The sequence below is a fragment of the Parasphingorhabdus sp. genome (genome assembly GCF_039968395.1).
In the GTDB taxonomy this organism is placed as follows: Bacteria; Pseudomonadota; Alphaproteobacteria; order Sphingomonadales; family Sphingomonadaceae; genus Parasphingorhabdus.
Map to the genome: position 1 here is coordinate 280,603 of NZ_JBDVPV010000002.1, position 18,135 is coordinate 298,737.

The following is an 18,135-nucleotide window of genomic DNA, read 5'->3' on the forward strand; positions in this document are numbered from 1 at the left end:
ATTTATTTGTGTCCAACTCGCCAATCGAAACCTCTGCATCTTCCGTACCCTTCCGGATTCCGACTCCGGAGGAGCTGGAAGCGCTGGTTCCAGATGAAGAAACCCTGGAAGCCAATCATGTTGTTGGCTTTGACGGTAACGACATACGGTCTCGGCCGTTCAACCTGTTGCGGTCACAGGTTACAAAGGAACTGGATGCGCAGGATTGGAAGGTTTTCGGCCTGACTTCAGCAACTCCGGCGGCTGGAAAATCATTCATGTCTCTCAATCTGGCAGCAGCCTTGTCCAGGCTGGCAGAAAAAACCGTTTACCTGTTTGATTTTGATCTGCGGCGTGGATCGCTGGCCGAGGCTCTGGGAATTGCAGGAAAATTAGGCCTGGGCGAATTTCTGGAAGGCAAAACCGATGATCTCAAGGCAGTTGGACGCCGGATCAACGACAGCAACCTCGTCCTTTTTCCATGCTACCGGGTGCAGCGCAATTCTGCGGAATTGCTTGCCGGCAAAAGGTTTGAAGCGTTGATGGCAGGCATCAGAAATCTGCCTGATGATGCAATTGTGATTTGTGATCTTCCACCGGCATTTGCCAATGATGATACGTTGATGATCGCGCAGAATCTCGACGCCTATATGCTGGTTATCGAGCAGGGTATCACGACCAAGAAGCAATTGAACAACACGGTCACTTTGCTCAATCCAACGCCCTGTCTCGGAACAGTATTGAACCGGTATGTCGGCGGCTTGATCGATCCTTATGGCTATGGCTATGGAAGCGGTGCGTATAATAAATATTATGCTGACTAAGCCGGTTCGCAAATCAGAACGAGTGACTTGCAGGCATCATATTGGTCAGGAGCGATACTGATCAATTCCCTTGATAGCATTTTCAAAAAGCAACGGCAGCGCAGCGACGGCAATTTGAATATCAAACTCTCTGGCGATTTTTTCGCGGGCGCGAGCGGCCCGTTCAAGAGCTTCGCCTTCGTCGCTCAGGCTCAGGGCAAGCGCTGACTTCAGGCCGTCCCAATCTGCTGGATCAAAAAGCAGCCCGCTATGCCCATGATCGATCAATTCAGGCACGCCCGCAACCCGGCTGGCGACGACCGGGACACCAAGTGCCATTCCTTCCATCAGCACAACCGGAAGCCCTTCCATGAAGCTTGGAAGAACGAGCAGGTCTGAACCCGCGATCTCGGCCAGCGTATCCGCTTCCGACAGACGGCCGGCGAAGCGGACACGGTCCGCAACCGACAGTCGCTCGCATGTTGCGCGAATTGCGTCCTGTTCAGGGCCATCTCCGACAAGGACCAGCTCGGCGTCATGGCCATCCTGGACGAGTTCAGCAAAAGCCTGAAGCAGACCGGGATGCCCCTTTTCGCTGGAAAGGCGGGCAACGCAAATAATCTGTTTGCGCGTCCGGTCCAATGTTGCAGTTACAGCTTGCGGCAGCTCATCGAGTGCGATCCCGCATCTTATCGTGTGAAATTTGTCCCACTGGTCAGCGGGAACAATCCGCATCGCCTGCGCGCGCCCAAACCAGGAAACACAGGAGACAAATTTCGCAGCCTTGATTTTGCGTGCCAAGAGCAAGCCCGCCGGATAGTCGGTTTCCGAGATTCCATGAAGCGTCAGGCTCCACGAGATGTTGTTAAAACTGGCCGCCAGCATGCCGACTGTCGCAGCGGAATTGGCAAAATGATTGTGGAGATGCGCGATCCCATCGCGTTGCAGGCGATCCGCCAACATGATGCTTTCGGCGAAATGGAACAATGACCAGACAAACGCCTTTGCACCCGGCACGCGATGCGCGACTGCATTGATAAGAGTAGAAAAATAGCGGACAGGATGCCTGGCGACCGCACGCACATGGGCGCTGGCATAAGCGAGCGGACCCGCTTGCAAAACATAATAGGTTTCTTTCTGTGCGGCGATGTCCCGTGAACTGTCGAGACCGGTTACCGACCGGCGGATACTATAGGACGTGATATCCTGACCCAGGCTGCGGAGCTGTGCAATTTCCCGGCGTATGAACGTATGAGACGGCGCTGGATACTGGCTGGTGAGATAACCAATCCGCTTTTGTTGCCCCTGGTCTCCCGACGCTGCACTGATATGATCCGACTGGAGCGTCATTTGTAGAATATCGTCCCGCCCTGCTGCTTTTGCAATGTCCGTTTGGCGAATCGGAAAATACCGGCAAGCTCACCAAATTTGCCTACCATCATCAATAAGGCAGCTTGCCAGGATATGATCTGACCCGGGCCGGAACGAATTGCCATGCGACAAATCTGAACCAGATAGATGACCGGTAGCAGCAACCAGAAAATCGGGTTGAACAGTCCCGCAATCAGACCGCCAAGCGGCAAGGCAAGTGCCCAGAAAAGAGCTCGGAAAATTTCCCGGCCATAAAGTGGATCGCTGGTGGAACGGGACGTGGCCCAGACTTGCGCATATCCAAAACCACTGCGCACCGCACGCAGCCACCATTGGCGAAAATGCAGCATGGCGGCATCATGTACGGTCATCGGCGCGTCGATACGCCAGATTTTCAGCCCCTGATCCCGCAACCGTCCACAAAGTTCCGGTTCTTCTCCGGCGATCATGGTTGAATCATAGCCGCCGGCCGCTTCGAAAGAGTCGACGCGCATCAGCACATCCCCGCCGCATGCAGCGCTTTCTCCGATCGGCGTATTCCATTCGCGATCGCACAGCTGATTATAGATTGAAGCATCGGGGAACCGCTCTTTCCGTCGCCCGCAAACGGCCGCGACATTGATATTTTCGTTCAGAAAACGCGCCGCAGTTGCAATCCAGTCGGGTTCTACTTCGCAATCACCATCGACAAAAAGAACATATGTGACATCACTGTCTACATCTTTCAGTTTTGCAAAGCCTTCATTGCGCGCCCTTGCCGCTGTAAACGGCTTGCCGAGATCAAGCGGATGGACGATCGCTCCGCGAGACTGTGCGGCAGCCGGACTGCCATCGGTCGAAGCAGAGTCCACATAGATGATCGGGCAATCTGAGGGAGCCAGGGATTCCAGGCATTTGATCAACCGTTGCCCCTCGTTCCGGCCAATCACCACCACACCGACGCGAGACGTGAGGTCCACCATGTGTGCCTGACTTGCTTCTGTTGAATATTGGTCAGCCATCGATGATTTTTCCATTTTTGACCCGGATGCGGTGGAACACCATGCTAGGGGAAAATAGTGTCATTGCAATATTCCCGCTCGCTGAAACATGTTTTGGCGCTCTAGCCCAATTTACGTTGCCGTTCAAAGCTATGCCAGAAGTAACTCCGGCACAGATTATTGTGATAACTCAGAATGTTAAAAATGGTCTGAAGATTTTACCTCAGGCAATAAAAAACCCGCCGGCTTGCGCCAGCGGGTTCTTGGTTTTTCCGAAGGTTCGGAATCAGGCGAAAGCTGGTTTTGCAACGCTCTTGCGACGACGACGCATTGCACCGCCAACAAGACCGAAGCCACCGATCATCATCGCCCATGTTGCTGGTTCAGGAACCGATGACACGAAAAGATCTTTCGTATTGAAGGTCCGGTCCGGATCAGCGAGCACATCATAGTTCAGGTTCCAGCCAAACGCATCAAATGCGGCAAGGTCAAGACCTGTGATAATGCCTTCCTGGTTACGTCCGAACGTTGGGTCCATGATTCCGCGCTGGGTTTCACCGGCACCAACATCTCTCCAGTGACTGGCCTGACGACCATCGCCATTGACACTACCAGTAGAGAAAAAGGCATCGCCAAAGTTGGTTGCGCCGCCATCAATCGAGAAGAAAGACGCCGTATCGGGGTCTTCATGACCACCTACAGCCCAGTCCAGAGCACCTTGAGCAGCACTTTCGTTGCTGTAGCGGAACAGGTCGAGCGCCGAAAACAGGCCGAACGCTCCAATGTCTCCACCAAATCCCGTATTGATATCATAAATATCAACGCCGGAAACAAAGCCAAGAGCGTGTCCGATTTCATGGATCGCAATACCGACAAAGTCGAACGCACCAGCGTCAATGCCATCGTTGGGGTTAAAATCGAACTGGAAGTTGCTGCTGAACGTGATGGCGCCATCTGCGGAGCCGTCATCGCCTAGCAGGCCCACTGCCTTCAATACTGAGTTGTTCGCCCACAAAATGGAGTTGTTATCGCCGCCATCATTGTCGAGAACGCGTTCCAGTGGAAGCGCCACTCCCGTACCGTCTGGCCGAGGACCCGAGATCACGGCATCTACTGCACCCGTCGCACCGGCAACAGTTGACGCACCAAGAGTTGGAAGAACAGCCGCCGCATCAAGGTTGGTCGTTCCGGTTGCTGCGAGAGCACCTATGAAATTCCCAACGTCAACATCGGTCCTTGCACTACCGGCCTGAGCCAGAACGCCTGGATCAAGCGAACGGAAACCCACGGTCAGGTTGACCGTCGCATCATTTGTGAAAACGCTTTCCCAGAACCGAGCTGCTGCGGAAAAGGCATTGAAGGCACTCGTGCCTTCTACCACGCCGCCGCCGCCATCATCGGTCAGCACGATCGTCAATGCGCTTGCGGGCGTTGCCGCCAATGGCACTGCGAACAGTGCTGCGCTAGCAAGTAAAAGCTTTGCTTTATTCATGTATATTCCCCTCAACTTTCGCCAGAATAGGCTTAATAAAGAGTTAATTATATGAGGACAGAAGAGTCAATGTAATATTGGGCCGCTTCAAAATTTATCAGCTGAGTTGAAAAAATCTGACTCGAATGAACGAAATTACGCAAGAAAAATGCCGGTTTTCTGGTTCGTTCACAGAGGGCCAAAACGACTCGGCCGGAATCAAGGACGAGTGCACAACGAACCTGTGCCAGAACGGGACGACGTTAACCGCGAACTCTGGTGGACGACCGAGCGGGTTCCGACTCATAACCGACAGGACCAGATTGACTGGTCTGTTGAGCGGATTTTTGAAAGAGAAGCGAAAGTAGGATGATTTTACTCCCCAAAATCGCTATCGCTCTTTGTTCGGGCCATTAAAGATAACCAGTAAAGACAATCAGTAATCACAGGCAGCGAGCGATGATAAAGAGGACGAGACATTATATAATGGAGCCACGGGCGTGAGATTTGTAGCTTTGGCAGTGCTCATCTTCGCTGTGCCTGCATTGATGATGCTGCTTCGGCAGAATCCTCGATATCGGCGCTATCTGTATTTTCTGATTGGTTTTCTACCCTTTGTTATTACCGCCTGGAATCTGGATGCTGCGCTCATCAGCTGGCCGGCCTGGCAGGGACAGACCAAAGGCCTGATCCTGACTTTGCTTGACTCGCTCGCGCTTGCAGTGGTCCTGAGTTCCCGGCGATCTCCCTGGACCTATCCGTTTGTCGGAATTACCATTGCCTATCTGCTATCTGCAGCTCTCTCTATCGCCTTTGCCGCCAATCCCCAGGCGTCTTTCTTCTACGTCTGGCAACTGGGAACGATGCTGCTTGTTATTATGGCGGTAACAACAGTGTGTCAGGATGAAAACGGACGGCGGATCATTATTGCGGGACTGGTTTGCGGCATCACATTGCAGGCTGGCTTTGCCATCAGTCAAAAGCTGTCGGGCGTCGTGCAGGCAAGCGGAACTCTCGGGCATCAGAATCTGCTGGGCATGGTGACCCATTTCGTTCTCTATCCGTCACTGGCCATGCTGTTGGCCACAAACAAAAGCCGGCTGCCGTTGATCGGCGTTGCTGCGGCGATGATTGTAATCGCCTTGGGTGCCTCTCGGGCGACAATCGGACTGGCGGGCGTAGGTGTCGTGCTGTTGATTGGCCTGTCCATGCTGCGCAAACCCAGCGCCCGGAAAACCAAAGCCGCGATTGCAGGATTGCTTGCGCTGGCGATCGCTACACCTGTTGCATGGGCTTCTCTGGAGCATCGATTTGCCGTCAAGTCCGTCGAAGGCAGTGCGGAGGAACGGGTCGCTTTTGAACGTGCCGCGAAGATGATCCTGGATGATTATCCCATGGGAGTCGGCGCGAACCAGTATGTCGTTGTCGCCAACACACAAGGCTATTCCGAACGTGCAGGCGTGATCTGGAACTATGGGAGCCGGGCGGCGAAAGTCCATAATGCCTATCTGCTGGTTGCCGCAGAAACCGGTTATCTGGGTTTGCTATTCTTCATGATCTTCATGTTTGTCCCGATATTTGCGGCATTGCGATTTGCCTGGAAGAACCGCAGTGATCCACGAGGTGAACTTGCACTTGGCATAGGAGTGACGATGATAATCGTCAGCCTGCATTGCCTCTACGAGTGGGTTTTTGTGACATCGCACGTCCAGTATATGGTGGCGATTAATCTCGGAATGCTCGGCGGTCTGATGCTGCAGCGAAAAGCGGCCAAACGGGCAGCGATACTTGAGCGCAAAAAAATGAATCCGGACATCAAGCCGAACAAGATTCCTGCAATGGCGCGACAGAAGCGGGCGAAAGCAACCGACTGATCATCGCGCACTTTTATCGGGACGGCGGGCTACTTGCGTCGCGCCTGGATATTAGCCGTCGTTCATCCGCAAAAGCGAACATTAGCGATCCGTTTCTGTGCGTTGGTCATAATATGAATGCGGACCATGCCGGCCATCGACCTGAACCATTTCAATGTTGAACTTGTCGGGGCTCGCAAAAGCTGTGAACGTATAGACCGTAGGCTTGTTCTTATAAATGTACCGTGTGGGTTTGAAGACGGGCTCATATCCGTTGAGGGCGGCCTGATCAACGGCAGCCTGAATGTCTTCATATAAAAAGCCAAGGTGGTCAACACCCAGCTGAATGGCGCCTGAGCGGCTGGCGGGGGAGACCTTTTCACGATCATAACCAAAGGCTTCTGGTTCTGACAAAGTGATTACAGCATCAGCTACTTTCATAGTCGTTCCGGCCTTGGTCTGCCCGGTTGTCGTGCCATCAAAAACATTTTCGAAAAATTTCTTGGTCACCGCTACATCGGACGTAAGGAACTGGATATGATCGATGGCAAAGTCCGCGTTTGCATATTCGCGGTCTTTGCGTTCGACGATGACCAATTCCGCCCCGTCAGGTCCATAGATACTGAATGCTTTCGCTTCGGGTTCCATCGGTAAATTCACGGAAGTTTCAGAAATCCCGGCGCCAGCTGCAATCAATTTGCGTCGCGCGTCATCCAGCGAAGGTGTGGCAAATGCCAACCACTTGACCCCGTAATAGGGATTGATCTTTGCATTATCAGGACGGATCAGCTTTGCCTCCAGCCAACGTGCGTTTCGCTCGGGGGGCAAATCCTTGTAGGGACCAATTCGGGTGATCGTGATGGTGGGGTCCTGCCATTTGACCGACAGGAACCGGGCCAGATCGAAACGCTCTCCCGGATGTGCCATCTCTCTCGCGCCAAATTTTTGTTCAAAAAAGCCCACGGCGTCGGCTTCATTTGCAACGATGAAATGAATATCATCAAGATGGATCGGTGATATCTCGGGTGCCGTGTCCGCTGGTCCACAAGCCGAGGCCAGCATCATCAAACACAACAGGAGATTGCTTTTTGCGCGCATGATCAATTTACCCATTTTCAAAATCACAGACAGTTTTGCTTGCCAGCAATGGAGGTTTGTCCGTTGACCAGTAACATTGAAAATTGAACGCGGGCAACAAATTACTCAACGTTTAGCTGACGGTGAAACCGGTATTTCGAAAACTTTCCGGTTTCAGTTTGAGGCAGACATGGGAGCCAGCGCGAAAAATATTCTCCTGATCAGCTCATGCTGACGACCGGCCATATCCCGGTCTGGAAGTCAAAAGGGCGCGCGGGCCCAAAGATATTTCATGAGACTATAATCATATGTGTGCATTTTCCCCTTTTGCGTCATGAAATGTTGACCTGTCACGGTGCACTCGGTCATCTTTCATGTTGGAATTTAAAGGTTCATTGCGGCCTTATTGAAAGTTTGAAAATGACAGGCAGAATTTGGAAATCCGGGTTTTCTCTGGTTTTGATCACGGTGACATTGACGGGATGCAAGCCGTCCCTTGCTGAACCACCGGCATCAACGGCTTCCTCGGCACCACAAATCCTATCAGACTATCAGCGCGGACGTGATCTGCTTTACGACGCGAAAGACCGTTTCGAATATCCCAAGGCCACTGATCTGCTGGAGCGTGCGGTGGCGCAAGATGATGACAATGTCTCGGCGAAGCTGGATCTCTTATATGCCTATTCTAAACGCTCAAAATATGAAAAGGCGAAAGTGCAGATCGCTGCGTTGATGCCTCGGAAGAAAATGATGACCGGCGAACAACTGGCATGGTTTGAAGCTCTTTCAGCAAGAGTAGCAAATGATAAACCGGTTGAGATTGGACATTGGATACGAGCTAGTCAGATAAATCCAAACAACCGATGGTCATGGTATGAGCTGGCGTCGGCCCATGCCTCCGCAGAGCAATATGCGCAAGCGGCTGATGCCGCAGAAAAGGCAATCGCGGTAGAGCCCGATCATAGTAAATGGGAATCCTCGTGGATTCATTATCTTCATTCAAAAGCCCTGTTTCGTAGCGGCCAATATGACAAAGCGATCCCTGCCGCAACAGCAGGAAAAGGAAATTCAACAACCCTGCGCTCCACTTATTTCAGAGAGGTTATTGCTAGAATAGCGGTTGATCGTTCGATTGAAATTCAACCATATGTTGATGAATATATCCGTATCTCAAACAGTGAAAATCGAAACAGTCCGCACTACACCCGGGTCAATATTTCGCTTTTCTATTTTGAACTGGGAATGCTGGAGCAGGCGGTGTCATATGCAAAACAGGCCTTGGAACTCGATGACAGTGCTTACGCCAATTGGGCGCTGGGTTTCGCATTGGTCGAGCGTGGTGAAGCGAGACAAGCCCTACCGTTGATCGAAAGCTCTCTCGCTAAATATCCAGAAGATACCATGCTATGGGCCGCAAAAGCTATGGCTCAATATCGATTGGATGATGTCAGGCAGGCCAAAGAAACGATTACTATCGCTGTGTCTAAGTCAACCAGAGAGAATAATCTGGTTACGCGTATAACGTCTATGATCGACGGGTTTTTGGCTACCAAAAGTGGCAAGCAAGGTCCAAAATTAGCCTGGCTCGATTGAGCTAATCCTTCTTTCAGCGCTTCCGGCCCAATAGCTCGGCAATCCGCATCACATAGCCGTAGTTCTAGCCTTTTTCAGTCAACATACATGTACCAAAAACCGATTTTGATGAATCCATGTTGACGCCATTGTGGTGGGCGACTCTAATTCATTCTAAAATCCGATCTTCATAAGATCGTAGAAAATCCATCTGAGGTGACCTATGGGATCAGTTACTAGACGAACAGTATTGGGAGGAGCGGCTGTAGCTACCGTAGCGGCGGGTGCAGCCTATTCGTCCGGGATGTTTTCCCAGAAATCAGCTCCTATCCAAAAGTCCGGTTCGAAATCGGATAAGGCTGATGTGATTGTCATCGGCGCTGGACTGTCAGGTCTGAATGCAGCGCTTCTGCTTGAAGAGCTGGGTCACAAAGTCATCCTGTTGGAAGGGCGAGACCGGGTTGGCGGACGGCTTTACACGATGGATGATGTACCCGGCGCTCCGGAAGCCGGGGGTAGCGGTATTGGTTCAAGCTATGGTCGGCTGCTCGGCAGCATGGACCGCTACAATATTGAAAAAGACTCCGAACGGGCGAGAACCGTAGGCAATGCAGAAAATACAATCATCAACATCGCACGTCAGAGTATCAAACCTTCCGATTGGGCTAGCCACGGGCTTAATCCCTTTCCCGAAGCGATGCGGGAGAAGATGCCATGGTCGTTCAAATATGGTATTTACAGCGACAATAATCCACTTGCCGGACCCGACCAGTTTCTTGATCCGAAATTTGCCAAATATGATGTTTCGGTTTTTGATTTCCTGACCAGCAAAGGCTTCTCAAGGGAGGCAATTGAACTCGGTGCGGGTACCAATATGAGCTATGGCGACGAACGCGGCCCATATGGGCTTTCGGTTCTGATGTGGTTCAATATCATTGCCTTTGGCCAGGCCAATAGCGGCGGCACATTGCCGGGTTCTCCCTTTGCCGGAAAAGGCGGCAATCAGCGCATTCCGGAAGGTATGGCGAAAGGGCTGAAGAACGAAATCCGAATGAATGCCAAAGTTGTAGGGATCAGGAGTGAGAAAGATCAGGCGCAGGTCGTTCTGGACGACGGTTCAACGCTCACGGCGAAACGGGTAATCGTGACGATGCCCTTCTCGGCCCTGCGATTGATCAATATTGATGCGCCGCTGGAACCGGCGCAATCCCGGGCCATCCGTTCTTTGGGCTACACCAATGTGACGCATCTTCACTATGTTCCCAAACGCAAGTTCTGGGAAGATGACGGATTGCAGCCATCGATGTGGACCGATGGTCCAACCGGCCGGTTCATGGCGCTTCGCAATAATCCGGAAAGCCCGGAAGAGATCACGAGTTTCATCGCATTCGCTAATGACCGACAGGCCAGTTTGCTGGACCGATTGGGGCCCGAGGCCGCGAACCAGCGCATATTGTCCTATCTCGAACAAATTCGTCCGAGCACCAAAGGTGCACTGGAATTTGTGAAATTCTATTCTTGGCAGCTCGATCCCTTTGCCGGTGGTGCCTATGCTGCCTGGCGTCCCGGGCAATTGTCCACTTTTGGCAAGGACATGGCGAAACCGGCTGGCCGAGTGCACTTTGCCGGTGAGCATACGGCGGTTGCAGCTCGCGGCATGGAAGGCGCGATGGAATCCGGTGAACGGGCGGCTTTTGAAGTTGCCGAACTGATTTGATTTTTGGAGAGTAAAATATGAAACGCATCAATGCCGCACGGATGGTGAAAACTGCTGTCGCAAGCCTGGCCTGCATGCTGATGGTCTCGGGATGTAGCTATGAATCCGAAGCAGAAAGCGCTGGCAGTGCGGCAACCAGCACCGCGCAACAGGATTTAAACACTATCATGAAATGGTGGGGTGGCAGCTACAACAACGACCGACAACTGACAGCACTGGCTGCTGCCGGAAAACCGATCTGGCGTGTCGATGATACGGGCAAAGGCGGCCATATCGAAGTGACATCCCATTATCGTGCGATTGACTTACCGGAATTTGGCGATCACGTAATCTATGTGGAAGAGACCAAACATGGCGATCCCGAGAATATCTTCCGCCAACGGATTTACGCCCTGTCGATCGATGATGCGGATCAGGTGCGGGTCAAACTCTGGTATTTCAATGACAAAAAGAAATATGTCGGTGCCTGGAAAGACCTGTCCAGGTTAAAAGGCCTGACAAAGGAAGAGATGTTCCCGCTGCAAGATGATTGCGACCTTTTGGTTAAAAAGCAGGGCGACAAATATCACATGCCTATGGGCGACAAGGCCTGCGTCTTTGGCAAGAATTATTTTAGCTATCAGGTGCTGCTCGGTGAAGACAGTTTCTGGTTTCGCGACAAGATTAATGCCGTGGCCGACGACAGTATCGTTTCGATGGCGGGCGATTATACATATCACGAGCTAGACAGGGTCAATTGACCATAATTATTTTTCCGCGCTCTGGAATCGCACTGACTTCGATTTTGACCAGTGTGACATTGGGTCTTTCGGGGTGTCAGACTCTGCCGGACGTTGCGAGCGCCACTGAACAGCCGAGCGATTGCGAGACCGGGAATGTCAGCGCCAATTGTTTGTTGCACTCTGCCGCAAGCGCATTTTCAGAAATTGACAATGACGCGCACTGGATAAATGCGGCAGCGGAATACGCGGTTGCATTGCACGTCAATGGTGAAGATCAAGTTGCGCGAAAATATCTTGAGCAAGCAGCCGAGAAGGTGAAGTTACTGGATGGTGTGCAGTCTCAGATTTCAGCAGCAGCGGAAGTTGGCAAGTCTGCGGCCGAAGCCGGTCAAGACGACATTGCATCGGGTCTGATGGATTGGGGCGAAAGTCAGGCAGAGAAACTGGAAGAGAATGCCAAAAAATACGACCTTCTCGGCAAGTTGGCTTCCGTTCGTGCTGCGATTGGCGAAGCAGGTTTGGCGCTCTCAAAAGTACAGGCCTTTCCCGAAACGAGCGACAATCATTCATCGTTCAAGGCGCGCACATATCGCGAAATAGCTGTCCATCAAGCAAAAGCTGGCAATTTTGATGCAGCCGAAGAAACAATCGCCAGGATGACCATGGGACTCACCTACTACCAGTCCACGGCGCGTTCGGATGTTGCATTGCTTGCGCTCGAGGTGGGTGATCAGAAACGGGCAATGAAACTGACAAGGGAAGCAGATGTAATCGCGCGAGCCCAGGACAACGGTTATTTTTTCGCAGGGGCGCTGCGCGATATCGGAGTGGTTTATGCGCGTGCGGGCGAGAAAGACAAAGCCAGTCAATTTTTTGAAGATGCCAAGGCTGGTGCGCGGACTGGAAACAGCAATCAGGAAAGAGCGCGGGCGTTGAGCCGCATTGCCACCAGCCTGGCCGATATTAAGCTATATACTGATACGGGGGCTATTTTTGCCGAAGCTTTGACATTCGCCAAGCAAGCGAAGTCGCCTTTGTTTGAGAATTTCTGCAACTACGAGATCGCCGGCTCGGCAGCATTTGCAGGTGAATTTGACACCGCCAATGGTCTGGCTGCGATATTGCCGGAAACCAAATTCGGATCGACCAGCTCGCTCAGGGCAGTGACGCAGCGCGACATTGCGTGGGGACTGGCAAAGCATGGTCGCCTAAAGGATGCGCACCAGCTTATTCAAACCATCTCTCCAGCCCGCGAACGGATCATGGCGATCAGCCGTGTTGTGAGGCTGTTGAAATATCCGGATATGGAAGCTTTCCCGAGATATCTTTGAAACGCTTATTCGATCAGGATCGCGCGGCTGTATCGATCGGTAATCCAAAAGCGAATGCCATTGGGGTCTCTCACCAACAACTCACCATGCGGCTTTTCTGGATCGGGTGCCGCAATAATCTCATAACCAAGCTGTCTGACTTTCTGATGCACCAGTTTGGCATCCTCCACCATGAATTGCAGCATGATCGAACCGGGATCAGATCCGTCGCCTGAAACAGGCTCTTTGGGGCTCAGCTTCTTCCCCTCGGCATCGGAAATCTCCGATAGTGCAATATAGCCTGCGTGGAATTTTGCATCGCCGGTAATCGCTGGCCGCAATATTACCAGCCTGATTGTCCGATCATTTTCCAGGCCCGCAAATTCAACAAGTCTGGGATCAAACATCGCTTTGCGATCATGGATAACCGTCATGCCCAATATATCGCGATAAAATTTCAAACTCTCGTCAATATCCCGGACCGTCACCCCTGCACGAGCAAATACCGCAGATTGAAATTCCGGCATTTTTTCAGGCCAGGGTGCCGGTTTGATTTGCGCTGTTGCCGGCATTGTGATGGCCAGCATCACCGGTATGAACAGGGGAACAAACTTGGCTGTCATGTGGTTTTTCCTTTTCCTGAGGAAGGCGGCTCCACAGCGCCACTTCATTCCTGTAATCTTGGTTCCGTCTTGAAGAAGGGCGTTACATTCTCGTTGTTGATCATGAAGCAGTTGACGAGCATCCATTTCAGATTGACCCCGATGCGCTGGGCATCCGGCGCGGTCCATGCATAGGTAATTTCCTCGGTCTTGTCGCCTTCCCGCTTGTTGATGTAGATGACGAACGAATGGCGGGTAAAAATATTCTTCAAGTTGTTCATCGGCCACCGGATGTTCTGCAACCTGATTGAAATTTCGCTGCCATCATCCAGAGTTGTCCACACCTCGCCGCCGCGATCGTGGATGGTTGGAATTTGATAACGTTTATAGGGGATATCACGTCCTCCGCCGACACCGGGAACATCCAGGTAGCAAGAAAAGGACCGCGCCCGCTCCATTGTATAATAACGCCGGGAATCGTGCCGAAACTTCACCCACAAAGCATCTTCGGACAAGAGCATCTCCCTCGCCAACGTTATATGCGACCCGGTTTGGCAGTTGTCATTTGCCTGTGACGCACGAAACTGCCCGGCTTCTTCCAGCCATAATATGTCGCAATTTGACAGATAGGTTCCCGAACCGTGATCACCAGTATCCGTCTGGGCGTAGATTTTCATGCGTACTGACCAACCATCGTCATTGACTGCGAGGGAATATAGAAACTGCTCTGTCCGCTCTCCTTCGGTTTGTTCAACGAAAGTTGCCGAAAAGACATATTCTCCAATCTCGGGTGATTTTATGCGTTTTATGGTGGTATGAAACCGGGGGTGCTGTTCAGCGGCGGGTTCTTTCAGACGGCTGTCGAAATAGGATTGATTGGCGTTGTCAAAACGGCCTGGCAGCATTTCGGCAATCACCTGCAAATTCCGTTCAGCCCGCAAACCATCTTCGCCTTGCGCATTTGCGATGGAAGGCCATGACAGGAGAAACGAACCGACAATGAGGATGCGAAAGGAAGCAACCCTTACTCCAATAGATATCAGTCTTTCCACAAAGTCTCTCCTGATCGCTCGGCTTAATTTAAAATTGGTTTCACATTTCCCAAAAACGCTGTTGCCAAGAGCAGTGCATAGACAACCCACACCCATATGCGCGTGCGATCCATCGTCCGCCGCAGTGGGATTTCGGTTTCGTCGGAAGAGCCTTCGTTCAAAAGCTTGATTAAGTGCGGTCCAACCGGCTTGAAAGCAACATCGATCATGATCGCAGCTGCAAATATCAGCCCGAACATAAGTGCTTTTGTCGCCAGCCATGTGGCGGCCAGCGGCTCGCCTGTCGCGAATGAAATCGTGCCCAGCCCCAAATAGAAAATAGTCAGAAAGATTTTCAGAACAAACTCGATCTTACGGTCGTTCGCCGCTCGCGGTGTCTGGTCATGTTTGTGCGCATCACAGATCAGCCAGATCCAGGCCCCGCCCAGTATCCAAACAGCTATGATTGCCCAAGTCGGCAAGTCCCAATAGCCTGCGGAATCGACCATCGCGAGCGTCAGTGGCACCATCAACGCCCATGCTATGCGCGGCACCATATCGAGATTGACAAGCAGCTGCAGCAGGATCATTCGCTGCGGGAGATCATATTTCTCTCGCTTGCGAAAATGCTGCCCGAGCATAAAGACGCCAATATCTGCACCCAGCCAGAACACAAACAGCAACAAGTGTACATAGACCAAAATTTGATAGAGCGGGATGGACATGAACTCGGACATATTTTTACCCTTGTGATGCGCTTTTAACGTGTATTGCTGATTCGTCGTTCCCGACACAAGGTACGCTTGAATAGACGGCCATTTTTAAACCACTGCCTCACCCGTGAACGGCGATTACCTTTGGGTTCAAGGCAGATCATTTCATTGAGTGGCAGGTGTGGATATGATGTCTGTGAGATATTGCCCGGTACATTTACGAAGTCGGATTCCCAGATGAAAGGGCTGTCCTGGACATGCGCGTCAGGACCCTCTTCAGGAAATTGGTGCTGTACAACGGCCTGATGGCTTTCCAGAAACTGACCTTCATTATCAAAATGTTGGAAATTACCTCCCCATCGACCGGCATGCGCCATCAGCGCAGGCATTTGTGCAGCCAGCTCGTTATCACCGGCATTTGCCGGATCCAATTCGCGTAGTCGCGTCGAAATGCGAAAAGCAGCTGTCATCTCAGGGCATTTTCATCCCGACCCGAAAGCCAAGAAGCTGACTGTGGTATCCTGCCCGATCCCCTGCTTGTGATGCCGCTCGAACCCAATCTGTGCCGGACACCCAGCTCCCGCCCTTTGGCACCCTGCGATCGCATTCGCCGCCATCTTCCGCCAGCCATGCACGCCCATCGGTCGGAATATTGCTGGCATCGCGATGGAGACAATCGTCAGTCCATTCGTAAACATTGCCTAGCACATCATAGAGTCCCCATGCATTGGGTTCATATGTGGCCACCGGTGCGGTGTGCTCATAGCCATCGTCGCATTTGAACAGCGGGGCATGATCAAAATTTCGCCGGAAAATATCATCGGCAACATTGGCATTCTTACAGGCATCACGCTGTGATGTTCCCCAATACCAGGGACCGCGAGTACCGGCGCGCGCCGCGTATTCATATTCAGTTGCCGACAAAAGTCGGTAAGGCTTACCGGTTTTTTCCGCGAGCCATTTTGCGTATTCAGTGGCATCTGTGTGACTGACACAGACGACTGGATGCTTGTCATTCTGCGGAAATCCCGGGTTATCCCAGTTGTGGTTTTTTACATATCCCATGATCCGGTTTCGTGACCAGGTATTGCAGCCATCCTGAACCATCTTATGGCCCGATTTCTCCATGAAGAGTCTGTATTGGCCACGGGTAATTTCCGTCTTGCCAACAGCAAGTTTATAGGCGATTTTGACCTTGCGCAGGGATACATCGCCGCGCTTGCGGTTTGCTTCAAAAGGTTCTGCACCGATCATCGCTTCGCCTGATGGGACAATGACCATTTCCGGACAGTTGTCGCAGTCGGTAAAGCTGTTAGATGCATTGTCTGCAAAAACGGGAGAAAATGGTAAAGCCATGGCTCCCGCCAAACCCACAGCTACGACTGCAAAACGTGCAGACATCATTGTGTAACCTCCCTCATATAGGCAACCAATGCGTCCCGCTCTTCCTTATTCGTAATGCCGGCAAACACCATTTTTGTACCTGGAATCGCAGTTGTAGGCTTTTCAATCCAGCTATCGAGCGCAGCATCGTTCCAGGAGATGCCCGATGCCAAAAGTGCTTCGGAGTAAACGTAACCATCACGTGTCCCGGCTTTGGTGTCATAGAAACCATGCAGATTTGGTCCCGTTAGATGCGGCTCACCTTGCTTAACCGTGTGACATGATCGGCATTTTAGGAAGGCGATTTTGCCCTTTTTTGCTAGCGCGCTGAGTTCAATTTCGGGAGTTTCAGGCGCTGTTTTCGCAGGCGCTTCAGTGCTGGTTGGTTCCTGCTGATCCGCAGGCAGGCTGTCACCGCCCGAGCATCCTGCCGTTATTAGAATTGCTGATACTAACGCGACATGTTTTTTAACTGTCATATTTGCCCTCTTAATAAAATACCTGATCCGACCGGATCGCTACTCGGGAAGCAACTCCAGCGATTCCCTGAAATTATATCCGTCACGGTGACAGAACGCCCCGATCGATTCTGCCCGAACACCAACTTGGCGCGAACTGGGGTCATTCACACTGAAGCCAATGGACCGTTCTTGACCCTTTTCCCGCAACGAGAAATAGATGAAATCGGGACGGGTCTCATAGTAAGGATATTCCTTTTCGCGCATCAGGATTTCAAATTCACGGCCATCGCTTTTCCGCGTTGCTGAAGCAGTGCCGCCCTGACTATGCAGCGAGAGGTCTTCCACAACTTGGCCACTAAACTGATTGTCCGCGAAGAAATGGATGGAACAATTAAAGGGCAAGGCACGCCGCATCTCGTGCGGCATGTCTTCGGGGTGCCCTACATGAAGGCTATCATCCGACATCAGCAGCGAGGCATCGACCCGCCAAAACTTGTCAGACGAGAGCCATAGCTTGTGCAGAGAGTATCGGCGTTTCTCTCCTTCCCCATAAACGCAACTTTTGGGAATGATCTGACCTTCAAATTGACTTGCTCGTCTTTCCCAGAACACGTCGCATCCTTCGAAAAATATCAGATCATCGCGGGTGAGATGAGTGAGTTTAGATGGATCGCTGTAGGCTCCGTGAAATTCTTTCCCGTTTTTTATCGCCGGAGATGCCATGCGAATCTGACGTGTTTTCCCATCTGTGGAGAAAATCACAATGCGCTGGCGGAAGACATTTTTAGGATCGTTGTCTAGATATTCTTCGATATAGAACACGTTCTTACCGAACTGGGGCAAGTCAACACGGCGGTGAATCGTGTGAATGCGTTGATGGCGATCTTTTTCAGCCAGAGCATCGCCTTGAAGCTTTTGAAACCAAATCTGTTCTTCGTTGTCGAAATTGCCTTCAAACCAATCGGTGAGCAAAATCAGATCGCGTGTCATCGGATCGCGATCCGCTGCTTCGGCCGGACTGGCAATTCCAAGCATCAGCGCCGCAAGCATCAAAACAAATAGTGATTTCATCAATAAGGCTCCGTCTGGT

Annotated in this window: 17 protein-coding genes; 6 read left to right on the forward strand and 11 right to left on the reverse strand. The window is 51.8% G+C overall.

Features of this window, described 5'->3' with window-relative positions; all coding sequences use genetic code 11:
- Nucleotides 1-8: 8 nt before the first annotated feature.
- The gene (locus tag ABJI30_RS05510; protein WP_348016181.1) at nucleotides 9-803 is read left to right on the forward strand and encodes a CpsD/CapB family tyrosine-protein kinase; all 795 of its coding nucleotides are present in this window, start codon (nucleotides 9-11) and stop codon (nucleotides 801-803) included.
- A 45-nt stretch (nucleotides 804-848) separates the two neighbouring features.
- Here the strand turns inward: ABJI30_RS05510 and ABJI30_RS05515 are convergent, their stop codons facing one another.
- The 3 genes from ABJI30_RS05515 to ABJI30_RS05525 form a co-directional block, all read right to left on the reverse strand.
- Nucleotides 849-2,132 (reverse strand): glycosyltransferase family 4 protein, encoded by a 1,284-nt coding sequence (locus tag ABJI30_RS05515; protein ID WP_348016182.1) that lies wholly within the window; start codon nucleotides 2,130-2,132, stop codon nucleotides 849-851.
- Complete coding sequence (locus tag ABJI30_RS05520; RefSeq protein WP_348016183.1) at nucleotides 2,129-3,154, reverse strand: glycosyltransferase; 1,026 nt, start codon at nucleotides 3,152-3,154, stop codon at nucleotides 2,129-2,131. Before ABJI30_RS05520 ends, ABJI30_RS05515 begins: the two co-directional genes overlap by 4 nt.
- A 265-nt stretch (nucleotides 3,155-3,419) precedes the next feature.
- The gene (locus ABJI30_RS05525; protein ID WP_348016184.1) at nucleotides 3,420-4,625 is read right to left on the reverse strand and encodes an NF038122 family metalloprotease; all 1,206 of its coding nucleotides are present in this window, start codon (nucleotides 4,623-4,625) and stop codon (nucleotides 3,420-3,422) included.
- Nucleotides 4,626-5,104: 479 nt separating this feature from the next.
- Here ABJI30_RS05525 and ABJI30_RS05530 point away from each other — a divergent pair, with 479 nt between their 5' ends.
- Entirely contained in the window at nucleotides 5,105-6,478 is a 1,374-nt protein-coding gene (locus tag ABJI30_RS05530; RefSeq protein WP_348016185.1) for an O-antigen ligase family protein, read from the forward strand.
- A gap of 81 nt (nucleotides 6,479-6,559) precedes the next feature.
- On the opposite strand, the gene ABJI30_RS05535 is transcribed toward ABJI30_RS05530, so the two are convergent.
- Nucleotides 6,560-7,570, reverse strand: coding sequence for a VOC family protein (locus ABJI30_RS05535; protein ID WP_348016186.1), 1,011 nt, complete (start codon nucleotides 7,568-7,570; stop codon nucleotides 6,560-6,562).
- 192 nt (nucleotides 7,571-7,762) lie between these two features.
- On the opposite strand from ABJI30_RS05535, the gene ABJI30_RS05540 reads away from it, so the two are divergent.
- The 4 genes from ABJI30_RS05540 (at nucleotide 7,763) to ABJI30_RS05555 (ending at nucleotide 12,876) form a co-directional block, all read left to right on the forward strand.
- Complete coding sequence (locus ABJI30_RS05540) at nucleotides 7,763-9,127, forward strand: tetratricopeptide repeat protein (RefSeq protein ID WP_348025403.1); 1,365 nt, start codon at nucleotides 7,763-7,765, stop codon at nucleotides 9,125-9,127.
- 202 nt (nucleotides 9,128-9,329) lie between these two features.
- A complete protein-coding gene (locus tag ABJI30_RS05545; RefSeq protein WP_348016187.1) occupies nucleotides 9,330-10,823 on the forward strand; it encodes an FAD-dependent oxidoreductase in 1,494 nt (497 codons plus the stop codon).
- A gap of 17 nt (nucleotides 10,824-10,840) precedes the next feature.
- Complete coding sequence (locus tag ABJI30_RS05550; RefSeq protein WP_348016188.1) at nucleotides 10,841-11,563, forward strand: chromophore lyase CpcT/CpeT; 723 nt, start codon at nucleotides 10,841-10,843, stop codon at nucleotides 11,561-11,563.
- Entirely contained in the window at nucleotides 11,560-12,876 is a 1,317-nt protein-coding gene (locus ABJI30_RS05555; RefSeq protein ID WP_348016189.1) for a hypothetical protein, read from the forward strand. Before ABJI30_RS05550 ends, ABJI30_RS05555 begins: the two co-directional genes overlap by 4 nt.
- Nucleotides 12,877-12,881: 5 nt before the next feature.
- On the opposite strand, the gene ABJI30_RS05560 is transcribed toward ABJI30_RS05555, so the two are convergent.
- The 7 genes from ABJI30_RS05560 to ABJI30_RS05590 are packed head-to-tail and all read right to left on the reverse strand — an operon-like array spanning nucleotide 12,882 to nucleotide 18,116.
- On the reverse strand, nucleotides 12,882-13,478 hold the full coding sequence (locus ABJI30_RS05560; RefSeq protein ID WP_348016190.1) for a VOC family protein: 597 nt from the start codon (nucleotides 13,476-13,478) through the stop codon (nucleotides 12,882-12,884).
- Nucleotides 13,479-13,522: 44 nt separating this feature from the next.
- Nucleotides 13,523-14,509, reverse strand: coding sequence for a hypothetical protein (locus ABJI30_RS05565; RefSeq protein WP_348016191.1), 987 nt, complete (start codon nucleotides 14,507-14,509; stop codon nucleotides 13,523-13,525).
- A 23-nt stretch (nucleotides 14,510-14,532) separates the two neighbouring features.
- A complete protein-coding gene (locus ABJI30_RS05570; RefSeq protein ID WP_348016192.1) occupies nucleotides 14,533-15,225 on the reverse strand; it encodes a hypothetical protein in 693 nt (230 codons plus the stop codon).
- A 23-nt stretch (nucleotides 15,226-15,248) separates the two neighbouring features.
- On the reverse strand, nucleotides 15,249-15,671 hold the full coding sequence (locus ABJI30_RS05575; protein ID WP_348016193.1) for a hypothetical protein: 423 nt from the start codon (nucleotides 15,669-15,671) through the stop codon (nucleotides 15,249-15,251).
- A gap of 1 nt (nucleotide 15,672) precedes the next feature.
- Nucleotides 15,673-16,605, reverse strand: a complete 933-nt coding sequence (locus ABJI30_RS05580; RefSeq protein WP_348016194.1) for an SUMF1/EgtB/PvdO family nonheme iron enzyme — start codon at nucleotides 16,603-16,605, stop codon at nucleotides 15,673-15,675.
- A complete protein-coding gene (locus ABJI30_RS05585) occupies nucleotides 16,602-17,063 on the reverse strand; it encodes a c-type cytochrome (RefSeq protein ID WP_348016195.1) in 462 nt (153 codons plus the stop codon). The genes ABJI30_RS05580 and ABJI30_RS05585 overlap by 4 nt, the downstream gene beginning before the upstream one ends.
- 39 nt (nucleotides 17,064-17,102) lie before the next feature.
- Nucleotides 17,103-18,116 carry a chromophore lyase CpcT/CpeT gene (locus ABJI30_RS05590; RefSeq protein ID WP_348016196.1) on the reverse strand — a complete coding sequence of 338 codons (1,014 nt, stop codon included), beginning with the start codon at nucleotides 18,114-18,116 and terminating at the stop codon, nucleotides 17,103-17,105.
- Nucleotides 18,117-18,135 lie beyond the last annotated feature (19 nt).